This is a genomic window from Micromonospora sp. NPDC048839, from assembly GCF_040649915.1.
In the GTDB taxonomy this organism is placed as follows: domain Bacteria; phylum Actinomycetota; class Actinomycetes; order Mycobacteriales; family Micromonosporaceae; genus Micromonospora.
This window is the reverse complement of the sequence record NZ_JBEZGL010000003.1, coordinates 251,303-277,050: the sequence shown is the minus strand read 5'-3', so window position 1 is coordinate 277,050 and position 25,748 is coordinate 251,303. Positions and strand designations below refer to the sequence as shown.

Annotated in this window: 30 protein-coding genes; 16 read left to right on the top strand and 14 right to left on the bottom strand. The window is 71.1% G+C overall.

What is annotated here, in order from left to right:
- Positions 1-27 precede the first annotated feature (27 nt).
- Together AB0C25_RS07360 and AB0C25_RS07355 are read left to right on the top strand one after the other, a co-directional pair.
- Complete coding sequence (locus AB0C25_RS07360) at positions 28-654, top strand: DUF47 family protein (protein ID WP_053655020.1); 627 nt, start codon at positions 28-30, stop codon at positions 652-654.
- A gap of 4 nt (positions 655-658) precedes the next feature.
- On the top strand, positions 659-1,672 hold the full coding sequence (locus AB0C25_RS07355) for an inorganic phosphate transporter (protein WP_357370533.1): 1,014 nt from the start codon (positions 659-661) through the stop codon (positions 1,670-1,672).
- Positions 1,673-1,723: 51 nt separating this feature from the next.
- On the opposite strand, the gene AB0C25_RS07350 is transcribed toward AB0C25_RS07355, so the two are convergent.
- A complete protein-coding gene (locus tag AB0C25_RS07350) occupies positions 1,724-2,692 on the bottom strand; it encodes a Gfo/Idh/MocA family oxidoreductase (protein WP_357370531.1) in 969 nt (322 codons plus the stop codon).
- 271 nt (positions 2,693-2,963) lie between these two features.
- On the opposite strand from AB0C25_RS07350, the gene AB0C25_RS07345 reads away from it, so the two are divergent.
- On the top strand, positions 2,964-3,797 hold the full coding sequence (locus tag AB0C25_RS07345) for an NUDIX hydrolase (protein ID WP_357370529.1): 834 nt from the start codon (positions 2,964-2,966) through the stop codon (positions 3,795-3,797).
- A 134-nt stretch (positions 3,798-3,931) separates the two neighbouring features.
- On the opposite strand, the gene pstB is transcribed toward AB0C25_RS07345, so the two are convergent.
- From pstB to AB0C25_RS07310, 7 genes are all read right to left on the bottom strand, one after another.
- Positions 3,932-4,708, bottom strand: a complete 777-nt coding sequence (gene pstB, locus AB0C25_RS07340) for a phosphate ABC transporter ATP-binding protein PstB (protein ID WP_357370527.1) — start codon at positions 4,706-4,708, stop codon at positions 3,932-3,934.
- 17 nt (positions 4,709-4,725) lie between these two features.
- Positions 4,726-5,814, bottom strand: a complete 1,089-nt coding sequence (pstA, locus tag AB0C25_RS07335; RefSeq protein ID WP_357370525.1) for a phosphate ABC transporter permease PstA — start codon at positions 5,812-5,814, stop codon at positions 4,726-4,728.
- The gene (gene pstC, locus AB0C25_RS07330) at positions 5,811-6,902 is read right to left on the bottom strand and encodes a phosphate ABC transporter permease subunit PstC (RefSeq protein WP_357370523.1); all 1,092 of its coding nucleotides are present in this window, start codon (positions 6,900-6,902) and stop codon (positions 5,811-5,813) included. Before pstC ends, pstA begins: the two co-directional genes overlap by 4 nt.
- Before the next feature lie 38 nt (positions 6,903-6,940).
- Positions 6,941-8,047, bottom strand: a complete 1,107-nt coding sequence (gene pstS / locus AB0C25_RS07325) for a phosphate ABC transporter substrate-binding protein PstS (RefSeq protein WP_357370521.1) — start codon at positions 8,045-8,047, stop codon at positions 6,941-6,943.
- 293 nt (positions 8,048-8,340) lie between these two features.
- The gene (mshD, locus tag AB0C25_RS07320; protein WP_357370519.1) at positions 8,341-9,267 is read right to left on the bottom strand and encodes a mycothiol synthase; all 927 of its coding nucleotides are present in this window, start codon (positions 9,265-9,267) and stop codon (positions 8,341-8,343) included.
- A gap of 138 nt (positions 9,268-9,405) precedes the next feature.
- Positions 9,406-10,269 (bottom strand): polysaccharide deacetylase family protein, encoded by an 864-nt coding sequence (locus tag AB0C25_RS07315; protein WP_357370517.1) that lies wholly within the window; start codon positions 10,267-10,269, stop codon positions 9,406-9,408.
- Positions 10,270-10,424: 155 nt separating this feature from the next.
- Complete coding sequence (locus AB0C25_RS07310; RefSeq protein WP_357253767.1) at positions 10,425-11,144, bottom strand: response regulator transcription factor; 720 nt, start codon at positions 11,142-11,144, stop codon at positions 10,425-10,427.
- 242 nt (positions 11,145-11,386) lie between these two features.
- Here AB0C25_RS07310 and AB0C25_RS07305 point away from each other — a divergent pair, with 242 nt between their 5' ends.
- From AB0C25_RS07305 to AB0C25_RS07285, 5 genes are all read left to right on the top strand, one after another.
- Positions 11,387-12,448 carry a hypothetical protein gene (locus AB0C25_RS07305; protein ID WP_357370515.1) on the top strand — a complete coding sequence of 354 codons (1,062 nt, stop codon included), beginning with the start codon at positions 11,387-11,389 and terminating at the stop codon, positions 12,446-12,448.
- 104 nt (positions 12,449-12,552) lie between these two features.
- Positions 12,553-13,341, top strand: coding sequence for a DUF2993 domain-containing protein (locus tag AB0C25_RS07300; protein ID WP_357370513.1), 789 nt, complete (start codon positions 12,553-12,555; stop codon positions 13,339-13,341).
- A gap of 92 nt (positions 13,342-13,433) precedes the next feature.
- Positions 13,434-13,511, top strand: a complete 78-nt coding sequence (locus tag AB0C25_RS07295; RefSeq protein ID WP_310503780.1) for an Ms5788A family Cys-rich leader peptide — start codon at positions 13,434-13,436, stop codon at positions 13,509-13,511.
- A gap of 206 nt (positions 13,512-13,717) precedes the next feature.
- On the top strand, positions 13,718-14,566 hold the full coding sequence (locus AB0C25_RS07290) for a sulfurtransferase (RefSeq protein ID WP_357253771.1): 849 nt from the start codon (positions 13,718-13,720) through the stop codon (positions 14,564-14,566).
- Positions 14,567-14,568: 2 nt separating this feature from the next.
- Positions 14,569-14,889 carry a DUF1416 domain-containing protein gene (locus tag AB0C25_RS07285; RefSeq protein ID WP_357370511.1) on the top strand — a complete coding sequence of 107 codons (321 nt, stop codon included), beginning with the start codon at positions 14,569-14,571 and terminating at the stop codon, positions 14,887-14,889.
- 69 nt (positions 14,890-14,958) lie between these two features.
- Here AB0C25_RS07285 and AB0C25_RS07280 read toward each other — a convergent pair whose 3' ends face one another.
- Both AB0C25_RS07280 and AB0C25_RS07275 read right to left on the bottom strand, forming a co-directional pair.
- A complete protein-coding gene (locus AB0C25_RS07280; protein WP_357370509.1) occupies positions 14,959-15,708 on the bottom strand; it encodes a hypothetical protein in 750 nt (249 codons plus the stop codon).
- The gene (locus tag AB0C25_RS07275; protein ID WP_357370507.1) at positions 15,698-15,883 is read right to left on the bottom strand and encodes a hypothetical protein; all 186 of its coding nucleotides are present in this window, start codon (positions 15,881-15,883) and stop codon (positions 15,698-15,700) included. The genes AB0C25_RS07280 and AB0C25_RS07275 overlap by 11 nt, the downstream gene beginning before the upstream one ends.
- 339 nt (positions 15,884-16,222) lie before the next feature.
- Between AB0C25_RS07275 and AB0C25_RS07270 the strand changes: the two genes are divergently transcribed.
- Both AB0C25_RS07270 and AB0C25_RS07265 read left to right on the top strand, forming a co-directional pair.
- Positions 16,223-16,708 carry a winged helix-turn-helix domain-containing protein gene (locus AB0C25_RS07270; RefSeq protein WP_357371062.1) on the top strand — a complete coding sequence of 162 codons (486 nt, stop codon included), beginning with the start codon at positions 16,223-16,225 and terminating at the stop codon, positions 16,706-16,708.
- Positions 16,709-16,860: 152 nt separating this feature from the next.
- On the top strand, positions 16,861-17,628 hold the full coding sequence (locus tag AB0C25_RS07265) for a hypothetical protein (protein WP_357371060.1): 768 nt from the start codon (positions 16,861-16,863) through the stop codon (positions 17,626-17,628).
- A gap of 18 nt (positions 17,629-17,646) precedes the next feature.
- Here the strand turns inward: AB0C25_RS07265 and AB0C25_RS07260 are convergent, their stop codons facing one another.
- The 3 genes from AB0C25_RS07260 to AB0C25_RS07250 all read right to left on the bottom strand — a co-directional run bounded on the left by AB0C25_RS07260 (position 17,647) and on the right by AB0C25_RS07250 (position 20,535).
- Positions 17,647-19,701, bottom strand: a complete 2,055-nt coding sequence (locus AB0C25_RS07260) for a glycogen debranching N-terminal domain-containing protein (RefSeq protein ID WP_357370505.1) — start codon at positions 19,699-19,701, stop codon at positions 17,647-17,649.
- A complete protein-coding gene (locus AB0C25_RS07255) occupies positions 19,698-20,078 on the bottom strand; it encodes an SCP2 sterol-binding domain-containing protein (protein ID WP_357370503.1) in 381 nt (126 codons plus the stop codon). The genes AB0C25_RS07260 and AB0C25_RS07255 overlap by 4 nt, the downstream gene beginning before the upstream one ends.
- A gap of 82 nt (positions 20,079-20,160) precedes the next feature.
- Positions 20,161-20,535: a DsrE family protein gene (locus tag AB0C25_RS07250; protein ID WP_357370501.1), complete on the bottom strand. Its 375-nt coding sequence runs from the start codon at positions 20,533-20,535 to the stop codon at positions 20,161-20,163.
- Positions 20,536-20,547: 12 nt separating this feature from the next.
- Between AB0C25_RS07250 and mtfM the strand changes: the two genes are divergently transcribed.
- Together mtfM and AB0C25_RS07240 are read left to right on the top strand one after the other, a co-directional pair.
- Complete coding sequence (gene mtfM, locus AB0C25_RS07245) at positions 20,548-20,652, top strand: small membrane protein MtfM (protein WP_030327764.1); 105 nt, start codon at positions 20,548-20,550, stop codon at positions 20,650-20,652.
- Between the two features lie 114 nt (positions 20,653-20,766).
- Complete coding sequence (locus tag AB0C25_RS07240; protein WP_357370499.1) at positions 20,767-21,354, top strand: FABP family protein; 588 nt, start codon at positions 20,767-20,769, stop codon at positions 21,352-21,354.
- Here the strand turns inward: AB0C25_RS07240 and AB0C25_RS07235 are convergent, their stop codons facing one another.
- Entirely contained in the window at positions 21,355-22,233 is an 879-nt protein-coding gene (locus AB0C25_RS07235; protein ID WP_357370497.1) for an aminotransferase class IV, read from the bottom strand.
- Positions 22,234-22,302: 69 nt separating this feature from the next.
- On the opposite strand from AB0C25_RS07235, the gene AB0C25_RS07230 reads away from it, so the two are divergent.
- The 4 genes from AB0C25_RS07230 (at position 22,303) to AB0C25_RS07215 (ending at position 25,745) form a co-directional block, all read left to right on the top strand.
- Positions 22,303-22,731 carry a Fur family transcriptional regulator gene (locus AB0C25_RS07230; protein ID WP_357370495.1) on the top strand — a complete coding sequence of 143 codons (429 nt, stop codon included), beginning with the start codon at positions 22,303-22,305 and terminating at the stop codon, positions 22,729-22,731.
- Positions 22,728-23,840, top strand: a complete 1,113-nt coding sequence (locus AB0C25_RS07225) for a folate-binding protein (RefSeq protein ID WP_357370493.1) — start codon at positions 22,728-22,730, stop codon at positions 23,838-23,840. The genes AB0C25_RS07230 and AB0C25_RS07225 overlap by 4 nt, the downstream gene beginning before the upstream one ends.
- Before the next feature lie 23 nt (positions 23,841-23,863).
- Entirely contained in the window at positions 23,864-24,691 is an 828-nt protein-coding gene (locus AB0C25_RS07220) for a 3-keto-5-aminohexanoate cleavage protein (protein ID WP_355027604.1), read from the top strand.
- 94 nt (positions 24,692-24,785) lie between these two features.
- On the top strand, positions 24,786-25,745 hold the full coding sequence (locus tag AB0C25_RS07215; protein WP_357370490.1) for an asparaginase: 960 nt from the start codon (positions 24,786-24,788) through the stop codon (positions 25,743-25,745).
- The last annotated feature ends 3 nt before the right edge of the window (positions 25,746-25,748 follow it).

Genomic DNA, 25,748 nt, shown 5'->3' with positions numbered 1-25,748 from the left:
TTCCACCGACGCGACGAGGTCTGTGCTGTGAAGTTTTCCTTCCGCCCCACCGAGGGCGCCTTCTACGAGCTCTTCACCAGGGCCGCGCAGAACCTGGTCCGGGGCACCGCGCTGCTCAACGAGCTGGCCCTGCCGGGTGTGGACGTGCAGTCCGTCAGCGAGCGGCTGACCGAGGTCGAGCACGACAGCGACCAGATCACCCATGACCTGTACAAGAAGATCAACTCGACGTTCATCACGCCGTTCGACCGGGAGGACATCTACCGGCTCGGCTCGCTGCTCGACGACGTGATGGACCACCTGGAAGCGGTGGGCGACCTGCTCTACCTGTACGGGCTGACCGAGCTGCCGGCGCTGCCCCGCGAGCTGCACGAGATGGTCAACGTGCTCGACCAGCAGGCCAAGCTGACCGCCGACGCGATGCCCCGGCTGAAGTCGATGAAGGATCTTGAGGACTACTGGATCGAGTGCAACCGGCTGGAGAACGAGGGCGACCGGATCAACCGGCAGTTGCTCGTCCGCCTCTTCTCCGGTGAGTACGACGCGTTGACGGTGCTGAAGATGAAGGAGGTCGCCGACGAGTTGGAGGCCGCCTGCGACGCCTTCGAGCACGTGGCCAACACGGTCGAGACCATCGCGGTCAAGGAGTCCTGAGCCGGTGACCTTCACACCCGAACTCATCGCCGTCCTGGCGGTGATCGGGGTAGCCCTGGCGTTCGACTACACCAACGGCTTCCACGACGCCGCCAACGCGATCGCGACAAGCGTCTCCACCCGGGCGCTGACCCCCAGGATCGCCCTCGGCCTCGCCGCGGTCGGCAACTTCGTCGGCGCGCACTTCGGCGCCGGCGTCGCCAAGACCGTCGGCGACGGCCTGGTCACCCTCCCGACCGGGGTGAACAGTCTCGGCGTGGTCTTCGCCGGGGTGCTCGGGGCGATCGCCTGGAACCTGATCACCTGGTACTTCGGTCTGCCCTCGTCGTCCTCGCACGCGCTCTTCGGCGGCCTGGTCGGCGCGACCCTGCTGTCCACCGGCGGCATCGTGCAGTGGGGCAACATCGGCGAGAAGGTGCTGCTGCCGATGGTGCTCTCGCCGATCGTCGGCCTGACCCTCGGCTACCTGCTGATGCTTGCCATCCTCTGGCTGTTCCGGAAGGGGCAGCCGGGCAAGCTCAACCGGGGCTTCCGTTGGGCGCAGACCGCCTCGGCGGCCGCCATGTCGGTCGGTCACGGCATGCAGGACGCCGCCAAGACCATGGGCATCGTCGTGCTGGCGCTCTACACCGGCGGCTTCCAGGAGAGCAAGACGCACATCCCGGGCTGGGTGTTCTGGACCTCGGCGACGATGCTGGCCCTGGGCACGTACGCCGGTGGTTGGCGGATCATCCGCACCCTCGGTCGTAAGATCATCGACCTGGGGCCGCCGGAGGGCTTCGCCGCCGAGACGGTCGCCAGCGCGGTGCTCTACTTCAACGCCCTGGTACTGAAGGCCCCGATCTCCACCACCCACACGATCACCTCGGCGATCATGGGTGTCGGCGCGACGAAGCGGCTCTCCGCGGTCCGCTGGAACGTCGCCGGCAACATCGTGCTCGCCTGGATCATCACGTTCCCGGCCGCAGCGCTGATCGCCTGCGTCACCTACCTGCTGGTCCGGCCGCTCTTCGGCTGACCGGACCCGGCACCTCGACGGCCCCGGTCACCGCGACCGGGGCCGTTCGTGTCACTCGTACCGGACGCCGATCTGCTCGCGGACCGTGTCCAGCAGCGCCATCACCTCAAGGGTCGTGGTGTGCGGCACCACCGGGCTCTCGGTCAGCCCGGCGGCCAGGCAGCGCTGCACCTCGATCGCCTCGTACTGGTAGCCGTTGCCGGCCCCGTCGGCGACGATCGTCTCCGGCTCCGCGCCGGCCCGGTGCAGGACCACGGCACCCGGCCGGAAGAACGGCTCCGGGAGGTCGATTCGCCCGGTGGTACCCGTGATCGAGGCGGTCTGCCCGCTCAGCCCGACCATGCCGCAGCTCAGCGTTGCCAGCGCTCCGCTGTCGTAGCCGAACAGCATGCCGGTGTTCTCGTCCGTCCCCTCCGGGCCGAGCTGCGCCCAGGACCGGATGTGCTGCGGCACGCCGAGCAACAGGTGGGCCAGGCTGATCGGGTAGATCCCCAGGTCGAGCAGGGCGCCCCCGCCCAGCGCCGCGTTGCGCATCCGGTGCTCCGGCGGGAACGGCCCGGCCACCCCGAAGTCGGCCCGGACGCCGGTCACCGTGCCGATCGCGCCGTCCGCGATCAGGTCGACCACACGCAGGATCAGCGGATTCAGCCGCATCCACATGGCCTCCATCAGGAAGACTCCGGCGGCGCGGGCGGTGTCCACCAGTTCGGTGCTGGTGGCCAGATCGAGGGTGAACGGCTTCTCCAACAGCACCGCGCGGCCGGCGGTCAGGCAGGTCATCGCCGCCTCGTGGTGCGCGGAGTGCGGAGTCGCCACGTAGATCGCGTCCACCTCCGGGTCGGCGGCCAACTCCACCCAGGAGCCGTACGCGCGCTTCGCGCCGTACGTGTCGGCGAACCGTCGCGCACTCTCGACGGCGCGCGAGCCGACCGCGACCAGCTCGGCGTCCGGCACCAGCCGGAGGTCTTCGGCGAAACGGCTGGCGATGTGGCCGGTGGCCAGGATGCCCCAACGAGTCATGCCGGAACGCTAGCCGAGCCGGGTGAACCGCCCACTGCCCGGCCGCCGGCCAGTTCATCCGGCGGGACCCCGGTGCGCTCCGGACCGCTCCGCAGCGCGCGCCGAACCTCGCGGTCCGCCGGCCGACCACACGTACCCGCGCCCTTTGCTCTGCTTCAACCGACGCAACAGTGAGCGGACATTCTTGTTGCCTGGATTGAAGCAGAGCAAAGGAGGCGTGGGCGTCGCCGGCGAGCCAGCGCCAGCCGGTCGGGGAACTAGGCTCGCGGGCATGACGATCGACAGTGACGGCTTCGCCGCCCCGGCCGCCCTGGTCGAGCACGCCCGCCGGTTCCAGGCCGAGGGCGGCACCCCGGTGACGCCGCGGGTCGCCGCCACCGTGCTGCTGCTGCGTCCGACCGACGTCGACTTCGAGGTGTACGTCATCCGCCGGGTCGCCGCCATGACCTTCGGCGGGATGTACGCCTTCCCCGGCGGTGGGGTGGACCGCTCCGACTCGGAGGCGCACCTGGACTGGGCCGGCCCGACGCCGGGCGAGTGGGCGGGCCGGCTCGGGGTGGCCGCACAGGCCGCGCAGGCGGTGGTCTGTGCCGCCGCTCGGGAGGTCTTCGAGGAGGCGGGCGTGCTGCTCGCCGGTCCGGACCCGGCGACCGTGGTGGGCGACGTCAGCGGCGACGACTGGGAGGCCGCCCGGCAGGACCTGGAGGGGCGCCGGCTGGGCTTCGCCGAGCTGCTCGCCAACCGACAGCTCACCCTGCGGTCGGACCTGCTGCTGCCGTGGAGCCGGTGGATCACCCCGGAGTTCGAGCCGCGCCGCTTCGACACGTACTTCTTCGTGGCCCTGCTGCCGGCGGGCCAGCGGACCCGCGACGTCTCCGGCGAGGCCGACCACACGCTCTGGATCCGCCCGGCGGACGCGCTGGCCCGGGCTCGGGCCGGCGAGCTGACCATGCTGCCACCGACCCTGGTCACGCTGGCCCAGGTGGCGGCGGCCGGCGAGCTGGCCGGCGTGGCCCGCGCGGCGGCTCATCGGGACGCAGCGACCCCGGTCACCCCGCGCCTGGACCTGCCCCCGAACGGCGAACCCCGCTTCGTCCTGGGCTGACCCGGAGCTGACCGATGCCCGCTGGGCTCGCTCCTACCGAAAGATCGCGCTCGAACGTGGAAGTGGTGGCCTCCGTTGCGCGGTGAGGCCACCACATCCCTGATCGAGCGCGATCCTGGGTAGGGGTCGGCGGCTCAGCCGAAGCGGCCGGTGATGTAGTCCTCGGTCTTCTTCACGCTGGGGTTGCTGAAGATCTTCTGGGTGTTGTCGTACTCGATCAGCCGGCCCGGGTCGCCGGTCTTCTCGATCGAGAAGAAGGCGGTCCGGTCCGACACCCGCGCGGCCTGCTGCATGTTGTGCGTCACGATGATGATCGTGAACTTGTCCTTGAGCTGGAACATCAGGTCCTCGATCGCCAGGGTGGAGATCGGGTCCAGCGCCGAGCACGGCTCGTCCATCAGGACGACCTGCGGTTCGACGGCGATGGTCCGGGCGATGCAGAGCCGCTGCTGCTGACCGCCGGAGAGGCCCGCGCCGGGCTTGCCCAGCCGGTCCTTGACCTCGTCCCACAGGTTCGCGGCGCGCAGCGCCTTCTCGGCCGCGTCCTCCAGGATCGACTTCTTGCGGACCCCGTTGAGCTTCAGCCCGGCCACCACGTTCTCGAAGATGCTCATGGTGGGGAACGGGTTCGGTCGCTGGAAGACCATGCCGATCGTGCGCCGGACCGCGGTGACGTCCACGTCCCGGTCGTAGATGTCCTGGTCGTCGATGGTCAGGCTGCCCTCGACCCGGGCGCCCGGCAGCACCTCGTGCATGCGGTTGATCGACCGCAGGAACGTGGACTTGCCGCAACCGGACGGCCCGATCAGGGCGGTGACGGTCTTCGGCTCGACGGTCAGGTTGATGTTCTCGATCGCCTTGAAACTGCCGTAGTACGCGGTGACGTTCGAGGCGGAGACGCGCTTGGCCATGGTGGTACCTCCGGGGTTCATCGGCTGAGCCGGTTGCGACGGGCCAGCAGCTTCGCCGCGATCGTCAGGATGAGCACGAGGGCGACCAGGGTGAGTGCCGCGGTCCACGCCCGTGCCGGTGCGTACTTCGACGCGTCACCGGCCTGCTGGTAGACGAAGAGGGACAGCGACGACTGGCTGTTCTCGAAGGGGTTCGTGTTGATCGCGGCGCCGCCGCCGGCGACCAGCAGCACCGGCGCGGTCTCGCCGGCCGCACGGGCGATGGCGAGCATGACGCCGGTGACGATGCCGGGCAGCGCCGTCGGCACCACCACCCGCAGGATGGTCTTCCACTTGGGTACGCCGAGCGCGTAGGCGCCCTCGCGCAGTGGCGCCGGGACGAGGCGGAGCATCTCCTCGGTGGACCGGACGATGGTGGGCAGCATGAGCACGCTCAGCGCGAGCGCGGCGGCGAAGCCGGAGAAGCTGGGCCGGCCGTCGTTGAACCACGGCGACACGACAAGCACCCAGAACGCCAGCACGAAGAGGCCGGAGACGATCGACGGGATGCCGGTCATCACGTCCACGAAGAACCGGATCGCGAAGGCGAACTTGCCCCGGCCGTACTCGACGATGTAGATGGCGCAGAGAACGCCGAGCGGGACGGTGATCAGGGTGGCGATGCCGACCTGCTCCAGCGTGCCGACGATCGCGTGGTACGCGCCGCCGTTGGCGTCCCGGGCCCCGATGTTGTTCATCGAGGTCTGGAAGAAGTTGCCGTCCAGCCGCTCGGTGCCCTTGCTGACCAGCGTCCAGACCACCGACACCAGCGGCAGCACCGCCAACACGAACGCGGAGTGGATCAGCGCGCTCCAGGTGCGGTTGCGGGCCGACCGGCGCCCCTCGACCGCGTTGGCCGCGGCGAAGAGCCCGACCAGGTAGAGCACAGCGCCGAGGACGACCACGAGGACCGGGCCGCCGATGTCGGTGCCGTAGACGAGCACGGCGGAGAGCGCCAGGGCCGCCACGGCGATGGCCGGGGCGGCGTACCAGGGCAGTCGCTTGGCCCGCAGCGAGTCGGGCTGGGCCGGTGGCCGGGTGCGGTGGGAGGTGACGGTTGTGGTCATGCGGCCGACTCCGTGAACTCCCGGCGGCGGTAGATGATCGCCCGCGCCGTGATGTTGACGATCAGCGTGATGGCGAACAGCACCAGGCCGGAGGCGATCAACGCGCCCCGGCCGGTCTCGTTCGCCTCGCCGAACGCGTTGGCGATGTTGGCGGCGATGGTGTTGCCGCCGTTCTGGATCAGGTTGAACGAGATGTTGAAGGTGATGCCGAGGGTCAGCGCCAGGGCGATGGTCTCGCCGAGCGCCCGGCCGAGGCCGAGCATCATCGCGGCGATGATGCCGGGGCGGCCGTACGGGAGCACCGCGGTGCGGAGCATCTCCCAGCGGGTGGCGCCCAGGGCGAGGGCGGCCTCCTCGTTCGCGGTCGGCGTCTGGAGGAACACCTCACGGGAGAGCGAGGTGATGATCGGCAGCACCATGATCGCGAGCACCAGGGCGCCCAGCATGACGGACGCCCCGAAGGGGCCGTCACCGCCGAAGAGCGGGATCCAGCCGAAGTGCTGGTTCAGCCAGACCGAGAAGTCCCGCACCGGGCTGCTGAAGACGTCTCGTCCCCAGAGGCCGAAGACCACGCTCGGTACGGCGGCCAGCAGGTCGACCAGGAAGCCGAGCGCGGTGCCCAACCGGCGCGGCGCGTAGTGCGAGAGGTAGAGCGCGATACCGAGCGCCACCGGCACCGCGATGAGCAGTGCGAGCGCCGAGCTGAGCACGGTGCCGAAGGCGAGCGCGCCGATGCCGAACTTCGGCTGGGTTTCGTTGGGGGACCAGCCCTCGTAGGACCAGAAGTTCTCGGTGTTGGCGCGTAGGGCCGGCACCGCCTTGGCGACCAGGAAGATCGCGATGGCGGCGATGATGACCAGAACGGCGGTGCCGGCGGCCAGGGTGAGACCGCGGAAGGCCCGCTCGGCGCCGAACTTGCGGCTGCGCGGCAGCGCGCCGCCGCCGCCCAGCCCGGTGCCGCCCGGGGATCGGGTGCTGACTGGTGCCTCGGCCACACGCGCCGAGGCACCGGCGGACCACTCGTGACTCTGGGTCACGCGCGTCCCACCGGTGCCGGCGTCGGCCGAGCGGTGAGGGGTTTCACCCATCTGCTCGCTCGATTCGGTTGCGGAGGTGTGGAATCGGGTCAGGAGAGGTTCTTGACCGCGGTCTCGACCTTGGTACGGACCGTCTCCGGCAGCGGGGCGTAGCCCAGCTCGGTGAGAGAGGCCTGGCCCTCGGCGCTGGCAGCGTGGCCCAGCAGGCCCTTGACCAGCTTCAACTTGTCGGCCGCGAGGCCCTTGCTGCAGACGATCTCGTACGTCGCCAGGACGATCGGGTAGGCCCCGGCCTCCTTGGTGTTGTAGTCGATCTTCAGCTTGAGGTCGTCGCCCTGACCCTCGATGCCAGCGCCGGCGATGGTCTTGCCGGCCGCCTCGGCGGTCAGCGCGGCGAACTCGCCGTTGCCGTTGCCGATCTTCGACATCTTCAGACCGGCGTTGTCGGCGAACGACCACTCCATGTAGCCGATGGAGCCGTCGGCAGCCTTGACCTTGCTGGCCACGCCGTCCGAGCCCTTGGCGCCGGTGCCGCCCGGGGCCTTCCACGCCTTGGCGTTGCCCAGGGTCCAGTCGCTCTCAGCGGTCTTCGAGAGGTACTTGGTGAAGTTGTCGGTGGTGCCCGACTCGTCCGAGCGGTGGATGGTCTGGATCGTGGTCGCCGGGAGCTTGGCCTCCGGGTTGTCGGCCTTGATCGTGGCGTCGTCCCACTTGGTGACCTTGCCGGCGAAGATCTTCGCCAGGGTGGCCGGCTTGAGCTGGAGGTTGTCCACGCCGCTGACGTTGTAGGCGACGGCAACGGGGCCGATCACCATCGGCAGGTGGATGGCCTTGCCACCGACGCACTTGGCGTCCGCCTGCGGCTGCTCCTCCGGCTTGAGCGCGGAGTCGGAACCGGCGAAGTCGGCGGTCCCGGCGATGAACGCCTGGATGCCGGCGCCCGAGCCGGAAGCCTCGTAGTTGATCGTGGTGCCCTGGCACTTCTGCTGGTACGCCTTGATCCACTCGGCCATGGCGTTCTTCTGCGCCGACGAGCCCTGGGCGTTCAGCGTGCCGGTAGCGCAGTCGACCGCGGCGGCCGAGCCCGAAGCGTTCGCGCCGGAGGCGGGCTCGTTGTTGTCCGAGCCGCATGCACTGAGGCCGAGCGTCGCGGCAAGAGCGAGGCAGGCAATAGTGCCGTACCGCTGGAGCTTCACCTGAGGGGTTTCCCTTCGCGTCTGACTTGGCGCCCCGATCCCGGGGCCCGAGGACCGGCACTGACCGGCTGACACGAAAGTTAGAAGTGCCAGGTAGCCGGTTCGCCGGTCGCAAGTGAACGCGAGGTGAACACGTACGGCCGTCGAGATGACCGCTTGCTGAGGGCGAGTTGTCCGTTAAGTGAACCCGGATGCACCTGTCAGAAAGTATGGGCATATTTCCGGTTCGTCGTTATGTTGCCGACGCCCGGCCGTTACCCACCGGTGACCCGCCCACCGCGACGGTCGGGCGGTCAGCCCAGGTGGTAGTTGATGTGCGCGGACCAGCGGGCGAAGCCCAGCCGCTCGTAGAGCGCGACGGCGCCGGCGTTCGACTCGTCCACGTAGAGCATCACCCGGTCCAGGCCCCGCTTGTCCCGCAGGTACGCCAGCCCGGCGGTGGTCAGGGCCCGGCCGAGCCCGCCGCCGTGCGCGGTCGGCTCCACGCCCAGCACGTACACCTCGCCGATCCGGGCCGACCCCGGGCGTTCGTGCACCTTGGTCCAGTGGAAGCCGAGCAGCCGACCGGTGGCGGTCTCCTCGGCGAGCAGGAAGCCGGCCGGGTCGAACCACGGCTCGCCGAGGCGGACGCGCAGGTCGTCCGAGGTCCACCGCCCCTGCTCGGGGTGCTCGGCGAAGGCGTGTGAGTTGAGGATCAGCCAGGCCGCGTCGTCCGCCCCGGGCCGGAACGCGCGCAGCGCCACTCCGTCGGGCAGGCGCGGCTCACCCAGCGGAGCGGCCAGGGGGCGGCGCAACTGCCAGAGCACCCGCGCCCGGGTGAACCCGAGGTCGACGCCGAGCGCCGCGGCCGACGGGTGGTCGCCGTGCGCCCACGCCCGCAGCGGCCCGGTGGCCGAGGCGAGTACGCCCCGGGCCAACGCGCGACCGGTGCCCCGGCGTCGGTACCCGGGGTGCACCACCAACTCGACCCCGATCCCGCCGACCGGGTCGGTGGTGTCCAGGTGCGCGTACCCGGTGAGGGTGCCGTCGTCGGCGCGGGCGATCAGGTGCAGGGCCGGGGCGTCCGGGTCACGGAGGCGGAGCAGGACGTGCTCGTCCAGCGGGTCCGCGCCGTCGGTGTCGCCGGCGACGCTGGCGAGGGCCAGTATCTCGCCGATCTCCGCCGGCGCCAGTCGGTCGGTCCGGGTCACCTGGTCGCTGGTCGGCTCCGCGCTGCTCATTCCGCCACCGTATCCGCTGCGTGTCCGGACGAATCTTTAACGCGGCGGGTCGTCGTCCGGGCGCGCCGCAGGCCGGCCAGAGGCATGACCGCTCGCGGTCGCTCACGCCAGCATCGGCGCGGACCCGGACGCCGCGCCTCACGTCGGGTCGGTGGGCAGCGCTTCCAACTCGAACCTGGCGGTCAGGTCGGGCAGGATCCGGCGCAGCGCGTCAACGGTGCCCTGCCGGTTCCCGCCGGCGTCGTGCAGCAGCACCACCGAGCCCGGTTCGGCCTGCGTCAACACGGTCGCGGTGATCTTGCCGGCGCCGGGCAGTTCCCAGTCCGACGGGTCCACCGACCAGTGCAACGGGGTCATGCCGAGTTGCCGAGCCACCGACACCACGGGGTACGTCCACGCACCGCCCGGCTGGCGGTACCAGACGATCGGCGCGTTCGGTACCGCTGCCCGGATCGCCGCGTTGGTGCGCAGCAGGTCGGAGCGGATCGCGTCGGCCGAGCGGGCACCCAGGCCGACGTCGTGGTGCCACGAGTGGTTGCACAGCGTGTGTCCCTCGTTGACGATCGCCTGGATCAGGTCGGGGTGGTTCTGCGCGTTCTCGCCGACCACGCAGAACGTGGCGTGCACGTCGTACTCGCGTAGGAGGGCGAGGACCTGTGGGGTGTAGCGCGGGTCGGGGCCGTCGTCGAAGGTCAGCGCGAGACGTGGGGAGCCGGAGGTGGCGTGCGCGCCGAACAGGTTGTCGGTGCTCGCCTCCGGAGCCGACCCGTCCTGACCGGTCTCGGCGGGGCCGGTGCTGGCGCCCGGGGTGCCGCTGGGCTCGCCACCGCTGGGCTGGTCGGCGTAGTGCGGCCCGTCGGCACTTGTCGTGGCCCCGGTGGAGAGCCCCGGAACCTGGTCGGGCACGAGACTGCGGCCCAGCGCGTACGCCGAGCCGAGCAGTGCCGCCACCACCACCGTCACGATCCCGGCCGCCTTCGCGGTCGAGTTGCCCCGCGTCACGGCCTCTGCCCGCCTGGCCGGTCACGCCGGCCCGTCGCCCCCGTGGTCACTGCGCGCACAGCCGCCCCCCTTTTCCGACAAACCCGGCAGTCAGAATAGGACTGCCAAGCTGCGCAAAAGGGGCATATGGGAAATCGGTCGGGGCGACTCGCGGATCAGACCGGCAGTGGCACGTGCTCCGCCTCGGGCAGCGAACGCGACGGCGGCACGACGAACTTGTAGCCGACCTGGCGAACGGTGCCGATCATCGACTCGTACTCCGAGCCGAGCTTGGCGCGCAGCCGCCGGACGTGCACGTCCACCGTGCGGGTGCCGCCGAAGTAGTCGTAGCCCCAGACCTCGCGCAGGAGCTGGTCCCTGGTGAACACCCGACCCGGGTGCTGGGCCAGGAACTTCAACAGCTCGAACTCCTTGTAGGTGAGGTCGAGCGGCCGACCCTTGAGCTTGGCCGCGTACGTGTCCGGGTCGATGTTCAGCTCGCCGGCCCGGATCGAGCCGCCCGCGCCGGCCGTCGCGTTGCTCAGCCGGCCCACCGCCAGCCGTAACCGTGCCTCGACCTCGGCGGGCCCGGCCGAGGCGAGGATGACGTCGTCGACGCCCCAGTCCGCGTTCAGCGCGATCAGGCCGGCCTCGGTCACCACCGCGACGAGCGGCACGCCGAGCCCGGTGGCGTGCAACATGCGGCACGTCGCGCGGGCCTCGCTCAACTCCGATCGGGCGTCCACCATCACCGCGTCCGGGCTGGGGCCCGCGACCAGGGTGCGAACGTCGCGCGGCGCGGTGCGAACCGAATGCGGCAGCAGGTCGAGTGCCGGCAGCACAGCCGACGGTTCGCCTGCGCGCGCAGTCACCAGAAGCAGGATTTCCACGATCACCTCCGTCCCGGCGGCGCACGGCCGCACGCGACCAGACACACTCACGGAGGAGCGCGCTGAGAAATTGCGTGGTCCCGGCGTCGCTGACGGGCGGGGTAACGGGTTGAGCGTAACCGATCGCCTTGGCCGCGCCGTCAGGCCATTTCCCGTTTGTCTACCTTGCCCCTGATCGTGGCCCAGGTTTTAACGTTGCTGAAACCCGTGACCGCCGCTTCGGGCCGTCGGTCTGGCACGATCGGGTCGTGTTTCCCTCCACGTCGCCCGAGGCCGGCCGCGAATCGTGGCCCGCCGGGCCCCACCCGGGTCCGGCCGCCACACCGACCCGCGACCAACCGCCCGCGCCGCGTACCGGCCCGGCCACCACCACCGACGGCGGTCGCCGCGGACGGGGTGGGCCTCGTCGGGCCCGGCGGGCGGGTGAGCCGGCCCGCCGATCCGAGGACGAGGTCGACGAGCCGGAGGAGGAGGTCGTACCCCCGGTCGAGGTGCGCCGCCAGTTGGCGGTGACCATCGCCGGCTTCGCCGCGCTGCTCGGACTCGGTCTGGTGCTCGGCGCACAGACCTCGGGTCCCGGTCATCGCCTGCCGTTTGCCTTCATCATCTTCGGCGTCCAGTTGCTGTTCGTGCTGGCCTGGACCATGGCCATGCGACCGCCCGCGCTGCTGGTGGTCGCCGGGATCAGCGCTGTGGTCGCGGCGCTCGTCGACATCGCCGCGGTGCAGACCGACGTCGCCGGCCTGGCGCCGCTGGGTTACCTGGCGGCCGGCGGGTTCCTCGCCGCGGTGCTCGGCCAGCTGGTCCGTCGGGTCGACCGGGTCCGGGTCACCGACTCACTCGGCGCCACGCTGCTCATCCTGGTCGGGGTGGTGGCCTTCGGCACCCTGATCGTGCTCAGCCGGATCCCGGCCGGCACTCAGGCGATCACCGTCTGCCTGTCCGCCAGCGGCGTCGCGCTGACCGTCGCCCGGTTGACCGACGCCGTGCTGCCCTGGCCCCGACTGGCTCCGCAGGTGCCGCGGGGCGCCGCCGGCGTGGTGGCCGGCGCGATGGTCGGCACGCTCACCAGCGCACTCCTGGGCAGCTACCTGGTGGCCCCCTTCACGCCGACCCGGGCCGCCGTGATCGGCCTGGTCGCGGCGGTCACCGCCGTCCTCTCCGATCTCGCCGTGGGGTACGCGGAGGCGGGGCGGCTGATGGCCGGCGAGACGCCCACGATGTGGGTGGCCCGGCACATGCAGGGTCCGCTCGGCGGCTTCGCCCTCGCGGCGCCGGCCGCGTACGCCATGTGCATGCTCTTCCTCTGAGTCACGGTTGAGCACGGAGCCGCTCGGGTACCAACGGGTGCGCCGCCCTGCGGCGTCGGTGTGAACGACCCGTCGCGATGCGACGGGCGGAGACAGGAGGCGGCGTGGCGCAGGACTATCCGGTGGACGAGGCGCGACCCCGACGGCGTGGCCGCAAGCTGCTCATCGGGCTGTTCGTGCTGCTCCTGCTGCTGGCCGGGTTGCTGGTCGTCGCCGACCGGGTGGCCGTCGGGGTCGCCGAGCGGATGATCGGCGAGCGCGTCCAGCAGGAGGTCGCCAAGCAGGGCGGGCAGTCCACCAAGCCGGACGTGGAGGTCGCCGGAGTCCCGTTCCTCACCCAGGTGCTCGACGGCCGCTACGAGCGGATCTCGATCAAACTGCGGGACGTGCAGGCCCCGGTCGAGGGCGACACCGTGCGGTTGCCGGTGCTCAACGTGGACGCTCGCAATGTGCGGGCGTCGCTGGACACCCTGCGCACCGGCCAGGGTGATGTCGTGGCGGACACCGTCAACGGCACCGGCACGATCAGCTACGAGAGTCTGACCGCGCTGCTGAAGCGCCCGGGGCTCGTCCTCGGCGAGCAGAACGGCAAGCTCGCCGTCACGGGTCCGGCCGACATCCTCGGTCAGAAGATCACGATCAGCGGCACCGCCGACGTCACCGTCGCGGACAACGGCGCGGTCGCCCTGCGGTTCAACGACCTGGACGCCGCGGGTCTGCCGAACCTGCCGCTGGCCCGCACCTTCCTGAACAACTTCGCCAAGAGCATCTCCATCGACGTGCCCCTGCCGGAGCTGCCGTTCCAACTCGCCGTCCGGGAGGTCCGTCCGCTGCCGGAAGGCTTGGCGGTCACCGCCGACGCGAAGAACGTGCCCATCAATTCCGTCAGCTGAGTGACGACCCGGGCCGGACGACGGCCCGGGTCGTTCCCGGATGGTGGTCGGCCCAGTGGCAGCACGGTCACCGGCTGGTAGGCTCCCTGCTCATGGGGACCCACCTCACCAAACGGCGCGCGGTCGACCTGTGTCGCGTGGCCACCTGCCTGTGTCGCCCCGTCATCTGACGGCGGGGCTGTCTCCGGCCGCCTGACGGCGGCCACCGGCACAGGGTTCTCGCACCCTCCGGTGATCCCACCGAATGCCCGGCAGCGGCGCCGTCGCACGAACCCGTGATCCCGTCCTTCCGCTGGGTCCCGCGCGTGGTGCGACAGTTACACCCATCAATGCTCGCGCGTTGGCTCACCATCCATCCTCACCAGGGAGTGATTCGATGAGTCGCGACACCGCACTCGTTTCGGCCGAGTGGGCCGAGAAGAACCTCGACGCCCCGGGCGTCGTCTTCGTCGAGGTCGACGAGGACACCTCGGCCTACGACACCGGCCACATCGCCGGCGCCATCAAGATTGACTGGAAGACCGACCTGCAGGACCAGGTCCGCCGGGACTTCGTCAACAAGACGCAGTTTGAGGCGTTGCTCTCCGAGCGGGGCATCAGCAACGACGACACCGTCATCCTCTACGGCGGCAACAACAACTGGTTCGCCGCGTACGCCTACTGGTACTTCAAGCTCTACGGCCACGGCGACGTGAAGCTGCTCGACGGCGGTCGCAAGAAGTGGGAGCTGGATGCCCGCCCGCTGGTCACCGACTCGGTGACCCGCCCTGCGACGCAGTACGTCGCGCAGGAGCCGGACACCTCGATCCGGGCGTTCCGGGACGAGGTCGTGGCGGCGATCGGCACCAAGAACCTGGTCGACGTGCGCAGCCCCGACGAGTTCGCCGGCCGGCTGCTCGCCCCCGCCCACCTGCCCCAGGAGCAGGCGCAGCGGGGCGGCCACATCCCCACCGCGATCAGTGTCCCGTGGTCCAAGGCGGCCAACGAGGACGGCACCTTCCGCTCCGACGACGAGCTGCGCCGGATCTACGGCGACGCGGGCCTCGACGACGGCAGGGAGACCATCGCCTACTGCCGCATCGGTGAGCGCTCCTCGCACACCTGGTTCGTGCTGCAGGAGCTGCTGGGCCACCGCAACGTCAAGAACTACGACGGCTCCTGGACCGAGTACGGCTCGCTGGTCGGCGTGCCGGTCGCGCTCGGCGACGAACCCGGGGAGGCCTGATCATGTCCCTCCCCATCGCCGCGGGTTGCGCCGCACCCGACCAGGCCGCGCCGCTGCCGGCCAGCCTGGACCTGGAGAAGGAAACCGTCATCACCGGGATCGTCCGCTCCGCTGAGGACGAGCCGGTGCCGGGCGCGTACGTCCGGCTGCTCGACTCGACGGGCGAGTTCACCGCCGAGGTGGTGACCTCGGCGGCCGGCCAGTTCCGGTTCTTCGCCGCGCCGGGCTCCTGGACGCTGCGGGCACTGTCCCGGCACGGCAACGGCGACACCGCCGTCACCGCCGGTCGGGGCGTCAACGAGGTTGGCGTCACCGTCGCCTGACCCACTGCTCTGATCGACCGGGGCCGGACACCCACGCGGGTGGCCGGCCCCGGTCGTTCGTTGGCAGAGTCAGTAAGCTCGCATCCTGCTCTGGTTGTCGGCGGGGGCTGAGTCGGGCGGAACCACCTTGTATTGGAGTTCCTCCAAGGCCCGAGCGGCGATGCCCGGAGCGTCACGCACCGCGGCCAGTAACTGGAGCTTGCGCCACTCCTCCCGACCCTCCGCGACGGCGTTCCGCCATCCCTCGACGGTGTCGACGGAAAACTCCTCCACCACGGCCTGCAGGACGTCCTCAACGCAAGGCCGAAAGCGGTGTCCGCCGAGCGGGAAGTGGAACTTGGCAAGCCGTGGGACCTCGTGCCTGCGCTTACGGGCTCTTGGGCGCCCGCTCGGCCCGTCCTGCATGACAAAGGCGAATTCGTCACGGTGGCCGTGTACGTGGAGGTGGGCGCAAGGCACGCCGGGTTGGAACTCCCGGACGTACTCGTAGCGGAACAAGGGTGCCTTTTCGCCCTTGGGTGTGACATGGAGCCAGGAGGCGTCCGTGGCCAGGTGCCTGCCGCTCGAATCCATGCAGCAGTTGAACTTGATTAGCAGGTCAAGGCGGTGCTTGTTGTCGATGTACAGCGGAAACGTTCCGAAATCGTCTCCCTCGACGATGCCCACCATGACGCGACCGCCGTTCCTGCCGGGCATCAGCAGCGCGGACAGGTGCTTGTCTGTCCGCACGACTCGTTGCACCCGGCTGGTGATGTCGTCGGCGAAGGCGCTGGCTCGGGCGATCAGGTCCGGAGAGACGGGAGTCCCGTCAGTCGTCATCGCCGAGCAGGTAGTCGATCGAGCGGACCATCTCGTAGACGCTGCGTTCGTCGGCGCGGAGCTCGAAGTCGCGCCCCAGGTCGTACAGCGTCTCTTTGCTCATGTGGACGCGCTCCAGGAGCCGAACTCGCCACTCGCGCAGCTCCTGCGGGGTCTTGACGATGGCGGTGCCCATTGCTGGTCCTCTCGCCGTCGACGACGTCGCTGTTGGCGTCACCCTAGTGCCTCCCTCCGACGACGCGGACCGCGTTGCGGATTCTCGCGTCACTAGTCCACTACCCACCGTCAATCGATGGCACCGGCTCTTTGGTCGCGTTGGTGTCGGCTTCACGACAGTGCTTGCGAGTGGTGCGGTTGGGCGGGGCGCGAGCAGGTGGGCGATGTGGTGGTTGGGGGAATTCAGTGGCGCCAGGAGTGTGGATGGCCAATCAAGCTCATAGGCGTACGTCACTATCTACTGGTGGAAATCACGATTGGTGCGCAGGGTGGCGGCGAGTCCGGCGCGGAGGTTCCGATCGTCGTCTGCGTCAGCGCGGACGCCGGGGTGCTCGGTCGGGTGCTGCGCCGGCTCGACGGGGTCGGCTCGGTGGTGAACTGCGCCGACCTGACCCAGCTGCGGGCGCTGCTGTCCCCGTCGCCGGGTGGCTCGACGTCGGTCGTCGGGCCGGTCACCGCGCCGGCGACGCCGCAGGGACCCGTCCGCTGGGGTGAGCTGGTCGTCGACCAGACTGCACACCTGGTGACCTGGCGGGGCGACCCGCTGCCGCTCTCCCGCACCGAACGGGAACTGCTGGCCCGGCTCATCGGCCCGCCGCTGGTGGTGTGGAGCTACGAACAGCTCTGCGCCTTCGCGCTGGGCGGCGCCGACACCGCGGCGCTGCAGTCCACGATCAAGCGGCTCCGGCGCAGGTTACGAGGCCTGCCGGGCGGACCGCAGGTGCACGCCGTGCGCGGGGTCGGCTATCGACTCGACCCGCCGCCCCGGCTGAACGACCACTGACCGTACCGCCAACCGCCTCCGCCGCCGGGCCGGCGGCGGGCGCGTGACACCATGACCGGGTGAGCGGTGCTGTCCAGACGGGTTGGGCCTCTTCGGCCGGTTCCACCGTGCCGGCACCCGCCCGGCGGCGGCGTTGGTTGCTGGCCGCGACCGTGGTGTGGGCCGTGTTGCTGGCCGTGCTCACCAACATGTCGGTCCGCACCGACCCGCCGACCGTTCGCGAGCAGCGTTCCCTCGACCAGGCCGGGCCGGTGGTCGATCGGGCGATCGGTGAGCTGGCGCGGGCCGCCGGTGCCGCCGGCCTGCTGGAGCTGAGCCCGCCGCGGATCGCGGCCGGCTGCCGGGTCACCCCGTTCGCGGAGGGGGCGAGGCTGCGACGTGAGGTCGGCGTACTCGCGCCCGTCGGCACCGGGAAGGCCGTGTTGGACGGCATCGCCGATCGGCTGCCGGCGACCTGGCGGGCCGGTGTCGGCTCCGGGCTGGACGGCCCCGAGCTGCACGCCGACGCGGGTGAGTTCGTGGCCGTCGAGGGGCGGCCGACCGTGGACGGCCGGGTGCTGTTGCTCGTCGACACCGGTTGCCGGCCGGTCGGCTCCGGCTACCGACCAGCCCAGCCGACCGCCGCCGGTCCGGAAGCCGCCGCACTGACCGCCGCGCTGGCGGCCCTCGGCCGGCCCGGTGACACCGCGCCGGAGCTGGTCACCGCACCCTGCCCGGGCGGCGGGTCGGCTCGCACCGCACGGTCCGCGGGCGGTCCCGGCCCGGCGGCGTCGCCGGCCGCCCTCGCCCCGCTGGCCGACGCCGCCCCACTGCTGGACAACCCCCCGGTGTACGCGTACCGCACCGGCCCGGTCACGGTGCTCGCCGAGCTCGTTCCGGACGACACCCGGCTGGCCGCCACCGTCGGCTGCCCGAGCTGAACCGGGCAGGTCCTCGGGTCAGCCCTCACCCGGTGGATCCGACTGTTCCCGGCTGCGCCCCAACGCGTCGACCATGCCCCACCGGCCCGGGATGTCCAGCAGCTCGACCCGGCCCATCCCCGGTGGCACGGCCGGGTCGATGATCAGGTGCTCGCCCTGCGGCTCCAACCCCAGCATCACCCGCAGCAGCAGCAGCGGGGTGCCTGTCGACCAGGCCTGCGGGCTGCACGCCGTCGGATACTCCACCGGGTAGTCGGTGAGATCCCGGTCGTAGCCGGCGAACGCCTCCGGGAGTCGCCCCTCGAAGTACCGGGACGCTGCCAGCATCGTGTCGCAGAGCAGCCCGGCCTCCTCCCGGAAGCCGTACCGCCACAACCCCCAGGCGATGATCGAGTTGTCGAACGGCCAGACCGTACCCACGTGGTAGCCGATCGGGTTGTACCGTCCCTCGTCGGCGGCGAGCGTCCGCACCCCCCAGCCGGAGAACAGCCGCGGCCCCAGCAGGTGCTCGACCACCTTGCCGGCGCGGGACTCGTCCACGATGCCGCTCCACAGCAGGTGCCCGATGTTCGAGGTCAGCGCGTCCACCTGCCGGCCGTCGGCGTCCAACGCGAGCGCGTAGTGCTCGCGGTCGGCGATCCAGAAGTCGCGGTCGAACCGCCGCTTGAGGTCGGCGGCCTCCCCCTCCAGTCGGTCGGCGAACTCCGGGTCGTTCCAGAAGGTCCGGGCCAGCCGCGCGGCCCGGATCTTCGCGTCGTACGCGTACCCCTGCAGTTCGCAGGTGGCCCGGGGAAAGCCGGGGAACTGACCGTCGGCGTACGAGATGGCGTCCCACGAGTCCTTCCAGCACTGGTTCTGCAGGCCGGTCTCCGGGTTGCGGGTCTGGTACCAGAGGTAGCCGGTGCCGAGCAGGTCGCCGTACGTGTCGATCCACTCCAACGCCGCGCGGACCTGCGGCTCCAGCCGACGCACCAGCGCGGAGTCGCCCGTCCAACGCTCGTACTCGTCGATCAGGATGATGAACAGTGGTGTCGAGTCGGCCGACCCGTAGTACGGCGAGTGCGGCTGCTCCTCGAAGCCGGCGGTCTCCCCGTACCGCAGTTCGTGCAGGATCTTGCCGGGCTCCTCGTCCCGGAAGTCGTCCACCCGGTGCCCCTGGAGGCCGGCCAGCATCAGGATGGTCGGTGGGACCAGCTCCGGCAGGAACGGCAGCACCTGCAGTGAGGTGATGATGCTGTCCCGGCCGAACAGGGTCATGAACCAGGGCAGTCCCGCGGCGATCAGCCGCACGCCCAGGGCGATCGACTCGTAGCGCAGGGCGGCCAGGTCGTTGAGGCTGCGCCGGTACGCCCCGGCCAGTGGTTCGCAGTCGCACCCGAGCTTCGGCGCCCGGTCGATCAGTTCCTGCTGCTCCGCCCGGATGACGTCCGCGCTGCGGCTGCCCCCGTACGGCAGGGTGGCCCGGATGTCCTCGCCACGGGCGCCGTAGACGACGCTTGACACGTGCAGCCGGGTGGTCCAACTGCTGTTCCGGGCGATCCGGATCCGGAAGGTCATCCCGCTGGCATCGACCTGCGCCGGCGCACTGCTGCTGACCACCATCTCCCGGTGGAACGCCTCCCGCCGGTAGGTCAGCCGCAGCTCGTTCTCGGCGACCGAGACGGTGGTGCGGCCCCGTTTCTGCCGCGAGTTCTTGATCTCGAACAGGTCGGCGAAGTCGGCCCCGATCTCGATCCGGACGGTGCACTCGACCTCCGCGCCGAGGTGGTTCAGCACGGTCAGCTCCTCCTCGAAGCTGCCCACGATCGCCCGGCTGCGGATCACCGATGCCTTCGCGTCCAGATAGTGCGTGGGTTCCCCGGGGGCGAGGAAGAACTTGGTGCGGTACGAGTCGGTGTCGTCGACGGAGAGGGCGTGCAGCCGTTCGCCGTCCAGGGTGAGCACCCACGTGGACAGGAATCGGGTGTCGAAGGAGAACAGCCCGGTGGGGAAGTCGAGGGACGGCTCGATGTCCCCCCGCCGGTCGCTGACCAGGAAGGTGTTGCCGTCCAGGATGCTGACGAGTTCCTTCACGCCGGCCGTCCGGCTGTCCTGCGCGCCGTTTCCCGGGGGTCGCGGGTGCCGGGCGGGTCCGGGAAGAACCGGCGGAAGGCGAGGAAGAGCACCACGTTGCCGCTGAACGTGCTCTCGTTGCGCAGCACCGCCGCGACGCCCTGGGCCTCGCCGACGATCAGTCGGTCGAAGAGGGCGGCGCTGCTGTACCAGATGGCGTCGGCCGGCCCGCGCCCTCGGCTGACCTCTACCGACCCGGGCCGCATCCGGACCAGCCAGTGCTCGGTCTGGCGGTCGTCGCCGAGGTCGATCTGAAGGGTTCCGTCGGCCAGGCCGCCCAGGATGTCGGGGGCGCGGGACGGCAGCGCTTCGAAGAACCTCTCCGTCGCCTGGGTCACATCCGAATCGTAGGCAGCTGTCCGGGATGTCGGGCCGGTATCCGCACTCCGCTCGAACCGACGAACCGCGTGGGGCGGTCGGTCAGTAGACGAGCGCCTGCGCGCCCTCGGTCATCGCCTCCTCGACGAAGACGGCGGCGCCCGCGATCCGGACCCCGGGCAGTACGTCGTCCGGGCCGATCTCACGTCGGGCCGCGCACTGGGTGCACGCGGTCACCCGGCCACTGGTCAGGATGACGTGCAGCAACTCGGCCAGCGGCGCGGAGTGTGGCAGCTCGAACTGCTGGGCGCGACCGGGCAGGGCGAACCAGGTTGACTCACCGGTCAGCCAGAGCGATACGTCCACCCCGGCCGCGACTGCCGTCGCGGCGACGGTGAATGCCTGTGCGCACCGCTCCGGGGCGTCCGCCCCAGCGGTGGCCTTGACGACGAGAGTGCGGGCCATGTGGCCCAGCATAGGATGGTCGGGATGGTTACCGAGATCGGGTTTGTCAGCCTGTTGGTCGCTGGCCTGGGCGGGCTTGCCGGCGGCCTGGTCTACCTTGCCGTACGGATTTCGAGAGGACGCTGGTGAGCGCGAGGAGTGAGCCGGGTCTGCGAGCCCCGCAGTCGCGAACGAAGGTGGCACTGTGAGCGCGAGGAGTGAGCCGGGTCTGCGAGCCCCGCAGTCGCGAACGAAGGTGGCACTGTGAGCGAGAACCCCCTGCAGCCGCCGTGGCTGAACGCGCCGCCGGTCGAGGAGTACCCCTTCGAGGAGAGTCACGACCTGCGGGTCGGGCCGAAGCTGCACCCGGCGTTGGATGGCCTGCTGCCCTACATCGGCCTCTGGCGTGGCCGGGGCAAGGGTGGTTTCCCCACCATCGAGGATTTCGACTACGCGCAGGAGATCCGGATCAGCCACGACGGCCGGCCGTTCCTGCACTACGAGTCCCGTGCCTGGATCCTTGACGAGCAGAGCAAGCCGGTCCGTCCGGCCGGTCGTGAGGTCGGTTGGTGGCGGCCGGTGCTGGTGGATGGTCGGGCGACCGATGACCTGGAGGCGCTGCTGACCACCCCGACCGGGATAATGGAGCTGCACCTGGGCAAGCGCACCGGCACCCAGGTGGAGTTCGCCACCGACGCGGTGATCCGGACTCCGACCGCCAAGGAGGTCACCGGCGGGCACCGACTCTTCGGCATCGTCGAGGGTGCGTTGCTCTACGCCCAGGAGTTGGCCGCCGTGGGGCACGGGCTCAGTCCGCACCTCTCCGCCCGGCTCGTCCGGGTCGGTGGCTGATCAGCTCGGAAAACCCAGCAGGGTCTGTAGGGCGGGGGTGCGCGGGCAACGGTCCCGACGCACCCCGTCCAGCGTGTGGACCTCGACTGCCCCGCGGACCGAGGAGGTGAACCACACGCCGTCCGCCGCGTGCAGCTCGGCGGGGGTGACCATCCGCTCGGCGGCGCGCAGGCCCAGCTCGGCGGCGTGGGCGAGCAGCCAGGCCACGGTCGTGCCGGCGAGGATTCCGGTGGTGGCGGCCGGCACCGTGCAGAGCGTGTCGTCGGTGAGCCACACCACATTCGCGGTGGGACCCTCCAGCGCGTACCCGTCGGAGGAGATCCAGAGCGCGTCGTCCACGCCGGCCCGGCGGGCCCAGCGGCGGGCGGCGCTACTGAGCGCGTACGACGTCGATTTGATCCCGGCGGGCAGCCAGCTCAGTGCGCTGCGGGCGTCGGCGGGCACCCCCAGCGGCAGGGTGGCCACACTGATCCCGGCCCGCCGGGCGGCTCGGGAGGCCGCCGGTACCGGGGCCAGCGTGGCGTACACCGTGGGCGGGCCGCCGGTCTCGGGGCCTCGGGTGCAGACCAACCGCAGTGCCCCTTCCACAGCCGCTGGCCAGCCCGCACACACCTCGTCGAGCAGGTCGATCAGCGCCGCGGTGGGCGGCACGGCCAGTTCGACGGCGTCGGCCCCGGCGACCAGCCGGGCGAGGTGTTCGTCGCGCAGCCACGGCCGGCCCTGACGCAGGTGCATGGTCTCGAAGAGGCCGTCGCCGTGCAGTACGCCGAGGTCGTCACCGCGGAGCATCGGGTCACCGGTCGGCACCGGGCCGCGCCCGAGGACGACAGTCCGCGCGGTCGGATCGGCCCCGATCTCTCCGGCGGGGGACATCACCATGACCATCGAGCGTAGCGGCGGTCGATCGCGGTGCCCGGACCGGCACGGTGGCCGAACTATGATCGGACGGTGTCCGAATCCTCCCTCGCGGAAATGCTGCGAGCCCGTGGGCTGCGGCTGACGCCCCAGCGACAGCTCGTCCTCCAGGCGGTGCTCGATCTGGGGCACGCCAGCCCGGAGCAGGTGCACACCGCCGTCCGGGAGGTCGCCGCCGGCGTCAACATCACCACCATCTATCGCACGCTTGAGCTGCTGGAACGGCTCGGCCTGGTTACCCACACGCACCTGTCGCACGGCTCACCGACCTATCACGCCGCAGGTGAGCACCAACACGTCCACCTGGTCTGCCGGGAGTGCGGGGCGATCGACGAGATCGATCCGGGGCTGCTCCGGCCGCTCTCCGACGAGTTGGCCGCGCAGCGGGGGTTCCGGGTGGATATCGGGCACGTGTCACTCTTCGGCGTCTGCGTACGCTGCGAGAACGGGGACAACAAATGATCGACATCGCGGGTGCGGTGGCCGTCGAGAGCATCGACGAGGCGAGCCGCGACCAGCCGGATCCGGCGCACGTCGCGGCCGGGGTGCGGGGAGTGGCCGCGCACTACGGGGACCCACTGCGCGAGCAGCGCACCCTCGACACCGAGGTCGGCCTGGTCGACAGGTCGCACCGGGGGGTCATCGCGGTGCCCGGGGAGGAGCGCGCCGGCTGGTTGCACACGATCACCTCGCAGCACCTGACGACGCTGGCCGCCGGTGAGGGCACCGAGCTGCTGGTGCTCTCCCCGCACGGCCACGTCGAGCAGCACGCGCTTGTTGCGGAGGACGGCGAGACCGCCTGGCTGGACACCGAGCCGGGGGCGACCGAGGGTCTCCTGACCTACCTGGAGAAGATGCGGTTCTTCAGCCGGGTCGACCCGCGCGACGCGACCGCCGAACGGGCGTTGCTGTCGTTGGTCGGGCCGGCGGCGACCGAGGCGCTGGCCACGCTCGGCGTGACCGGGCTGGCCGCACCGGACCTGGTCGCGGTGCCGGGTCCGAAGTTCGCCGCCGGTGCCGTGCCACCGCGGGCGAGTGTCCGGTACGACGTCAAACCCCTGCCGATCGGCGGCTGGGCGCGGCGCGGCCTGCTCGGGGTGGACCTGCTGGTGCCCCGCTCGGCAATGGACCAGGTGGTGGCGGAACTGCGCGGCGCCGGCGTGCCGGTCGCGGGGCTGTGGGCGTACGAGGCGATCCGGGTGGCCGCCCGGCAGCCCCGGGTCGGAGTGGACACCGACCACCGGACCATCCCGGCGGAGGTGGATCTGATCGGCCCGGCGGTGCATCTCGACAAGGGTTGTTACCGGGGGCAGGAGACGGTGGCCCGGGTGCACAACATGGGACGACCGCCGCGTCGCCTCGTACTGCTGCACCTGGACGGGGTGACCACCGACCAGCCGCCGGCGGCCGGTACGCCGGTGACCCTCGACGGCCGGGCGGTGGGCTTCGTCGGCAGCGCCGTGCTGCACCACGAGCTGGGGCAGGTCGCTCTTGCGGTGCTGAAGCGGAACGTCCCGGACGACGCCGCGCTGCGGATCGGGGAGACGGCGGCGGCGATCGACCCGTCCTGAGCGGGGCGTCTAGGATCGCCGGCATGACGACAGGGACGTTGATCACGGTGGCCCCGACCGGCGCGGAGTCGGCCAAGGCGGAGGTGCCGGCACTGCCGGTGACCCTCGACGAGCTGCTGCTCACCGCGAAGGAGTGCGAGGCGCTCGGCGCCGCCGTGATCCACGTCCACATCCGCGACGACGAGGCCCGGCCGACCCTCGACCCGGTGCGGCTGGCCGACACGGTGGCGGCGCTGCGGGACAGCACCGATCTGATCGTGCAGCTCTCCTCCGGCGGCGCGGTGACCGACCCGGAGGCGGCCCGGCTCGCCGTGCTCGACGCCCGACCGGACATGGCCTCCTGCACCATGGGCACTGTCAACTTCGGCGACGACGTCTTCCTCAACCGCTGGGAGTTCATCGTCGACCTGCACACCCGGATGCAGGAGCGCGGGATCGTGCCGGAGTACGAGATCTTCGACCTGGGTCACCTGTCCGCGTTGCAGCGACTGCTCGGCAGGTACGGGCTGCCGGCCGGCGGGCACGTGCACGTCGACTTCGTGATGGGCGTGCCCGGCGGCATGCCGGGCACCACCGAGACCCTTGTCGCCGCTCACCGGATGCTGCGCGACCTGCCCGAGGGCACCACCTTCTCGGCCACCGGCGTCGGCCGCAGCACCCTTCCAGTGCTGTTGGCCGCGCTGTCGACGGGCGGGCACCTGCGGGTCGGCATGGAGGACACCGTGACGTACGCGAAGGGGCGTCCGGTGGAGTCCAACATGCAACTGGTCGCCCGCGCGGTGGGTTTCGCCCAGCTCGCCCAGCGCCCGCCGCTGACCACCACCGAGGCCCGCGAGCTGCTCGGGCTGTAAGGCCAGGTCTGTCCCGCGCTCCTGTCACCCGGGTGGAGGACCACCTGGTCACCCCGCCGACGGGCACCCCGGGGCCGTCGGTACCGTCCAGCGCGTGACGAAGACGTACGAGGGCGGCGCGCCGCTCGCCGAGGTGGTCCGGTCCGGGTTCGTGGAGGGTGCGCACCGCGGCTCGGTGGTGGTGCTGGACTCCACCGGGGCGCCGGTGGCCGCCGCCGGGGACGTGACGTCGCCGATCTTCCCCCGCTCGGCCAGCAAGCCGATGCAGGCGATCGGGATGCTTCGGGCCGGTCTGTCGTTGACCGACCCGGCCGACCTGGCCCTGGTGTCGGCGAGCCACGCGGGTGAGGACTTCCACCTGGCCCGGGTCGGTGCGCTGCTGGAGCGCGCCGGGCTCGATGCCTCGGCCCTGCACTGCCCACCCGACCTGCCGGTGGGCGCGGCGGCCCGGGAGGCCGTGCTGCGCGCCGGTGGCGGACCCAACCGGGTGCAGATGAACTGCTCCGGCAAGCACAGCGGGATGCTGCTGACCTGCGAGGCCGCCGGTTGGCCACTGGATGGCTACTGGCGGCCGGAGCACCCGTTGCAGCAGCGGCTGCGGGCGGCCATCGAGGAGTTCACCGGGGAGCAGGCGGCGGCGGTGGGCGTGGACGGCTGCGGCGCCCCGGTGCTCGCCGTGTCACTGACCGGTCTGGCCGGGGCGTTCCTCCGGCTTGTCGACTCCGAGCCCGGCTCGGTGCCCCGCGCCGTGGCCGACGCCATGCGCGCGTACCCGGAGATCGTCGGTGGCACCCGGGCCGACGACACCCGGCTCATGCGTGGGGTCCCGGGCCTGCTGGCCAAGGTCGGTGCCGAGGGTGTGATCGCGGTGGCCCTGCCGGGCGTCGGCGCCGTCGCACTGAAGATCGACGACGGCGCCGACCGGGCCCGGATGCCGGTGCTGGTCTCCGCGCTGCGCCGGCTAGGTGTGGACGCCCCGGTGCTGACCCAGTACGCGGAGGTGCCGCTCTTCGGCGGCGGCGTCCCGGTCGGCGCGGTCCGCCCGCTCTGGTGACGC

Excerpts from the sequence above, each read along its gene's own strand:
- AB0C25_RS07345 (WP_357370529.1), top strand. The coding sequence starts at position 2,964 with ATGACGATCGACAGTGACGGCTTCGCCGCCCCGGCCGCCCTGGTCGAG.
- AB0C25_RS07290 (WP_357253771.1), top strand. The coding sequence starts at position 13,718 with ATGAGTCGCGACACCGCACTCGTTTCGGCCGAGTGGGCCGAGAAGAAC.
- AB0C25_RS07235 (WP_357370497.1), bottom strand. The coding sequence starts at position 22,233 with ATGGTGATGTCCCCCGCCGGAGAGATCGGGGCCGATCCGACCGCGCGG.
- AB0C25_RS07295 (WP_310503780.1), top strand. The coding sequence starts at position 13,434 with ATGGGGACCCACCTCACCAAACGGCGCGCGGTCGACCTGTGTCGCGTG.
- mtfM (WP_030327764.1), top strand. The coding sequence starts at position 20,548 with ATGGTTACCGAGATCGGGTTTGTCAGCCTGTTGGTCGCTGGCCTGGGC.
- AB0C25_RS07220 (WP_355027604.1), top strand. The coding sequence starts at position 23,864 with ATGACGACAGGGACGTTGATCACGGTGGCCCCGACCGGCGCGGAGTCG.
- AB0C25_RS07250 (WP_357370501.1), bottom strand. The coding sequence starts at position 20,535 with ATGCTGGGCCACATGGCCCGCACTCTCGTCGTCAAGGCCACCGCTGGG.
- AB0C25_RS07280 (WP_357370509.1), bottom strand. The coding sequence starts at position 15,708 with ATGACGACTGACGGGACTCCCGTCTCTCCGGACCTGATCGCCCGAGCC.
- pstA (WP_357370525.1), bottom strand. The coding sequence starts at position 5,814 with ATGACCACAACCGTCACCTCCCACCGCACCCGGCCACCGGCCCAGCCC.
- AB0C25_RS07275 (WP_357370507.1), bottom strand. The coding sequence starts at position 15,883 with ATGGGCACCGCCATCGTCAAGACCCCGCAGGAGCTGCGCGAGTGGCGA.
- pstB (WP_357370527.1), bottom strand. The coding sequence starts at position 4,708 with ATGGCCAAGCGCGTCTCCGCCTCGAACGTCACCGCGTACTACGGCAGT.
- AB0C25_RS07350 (WP_357370531.1), bottom strand. The coding sequence starts at position 2,692 with ATGACTCGTTGGGGCATCCTGGCCACCGGCCACATCGCCAGCCGTTTC.
- pstC (WP_357370523.1), bottom strand. The coding sequence starts at position 6,902 with ATGGGTGAAACCCCTCACCGCTCGGCCGACGCCGGCACCGGTGGGACG.
- AB0C25_RS07285 (WP_357370511.1), top strand. The coding sequence starts at position 14,569 with ATGTCCCTCCCCATCGCCGCGGGTTGCGCCGCACCCGACCAGGCCGCG.
- mshD (WP_357370519.1), bottom strand. The coding sequence starts at position 9,267 with ATGAGCAGCGCGGAGCCGACCAGCGACCAGGTGACCCGGACCGACCGA.
- AB0C25_RS07225 (WP_357370493.1), top strand. The coding sequence starts at position 22,728 with ATGATCGACATCGCGGGTGCGGTGGCCGTCGAGAGCATCGACGAGGCG.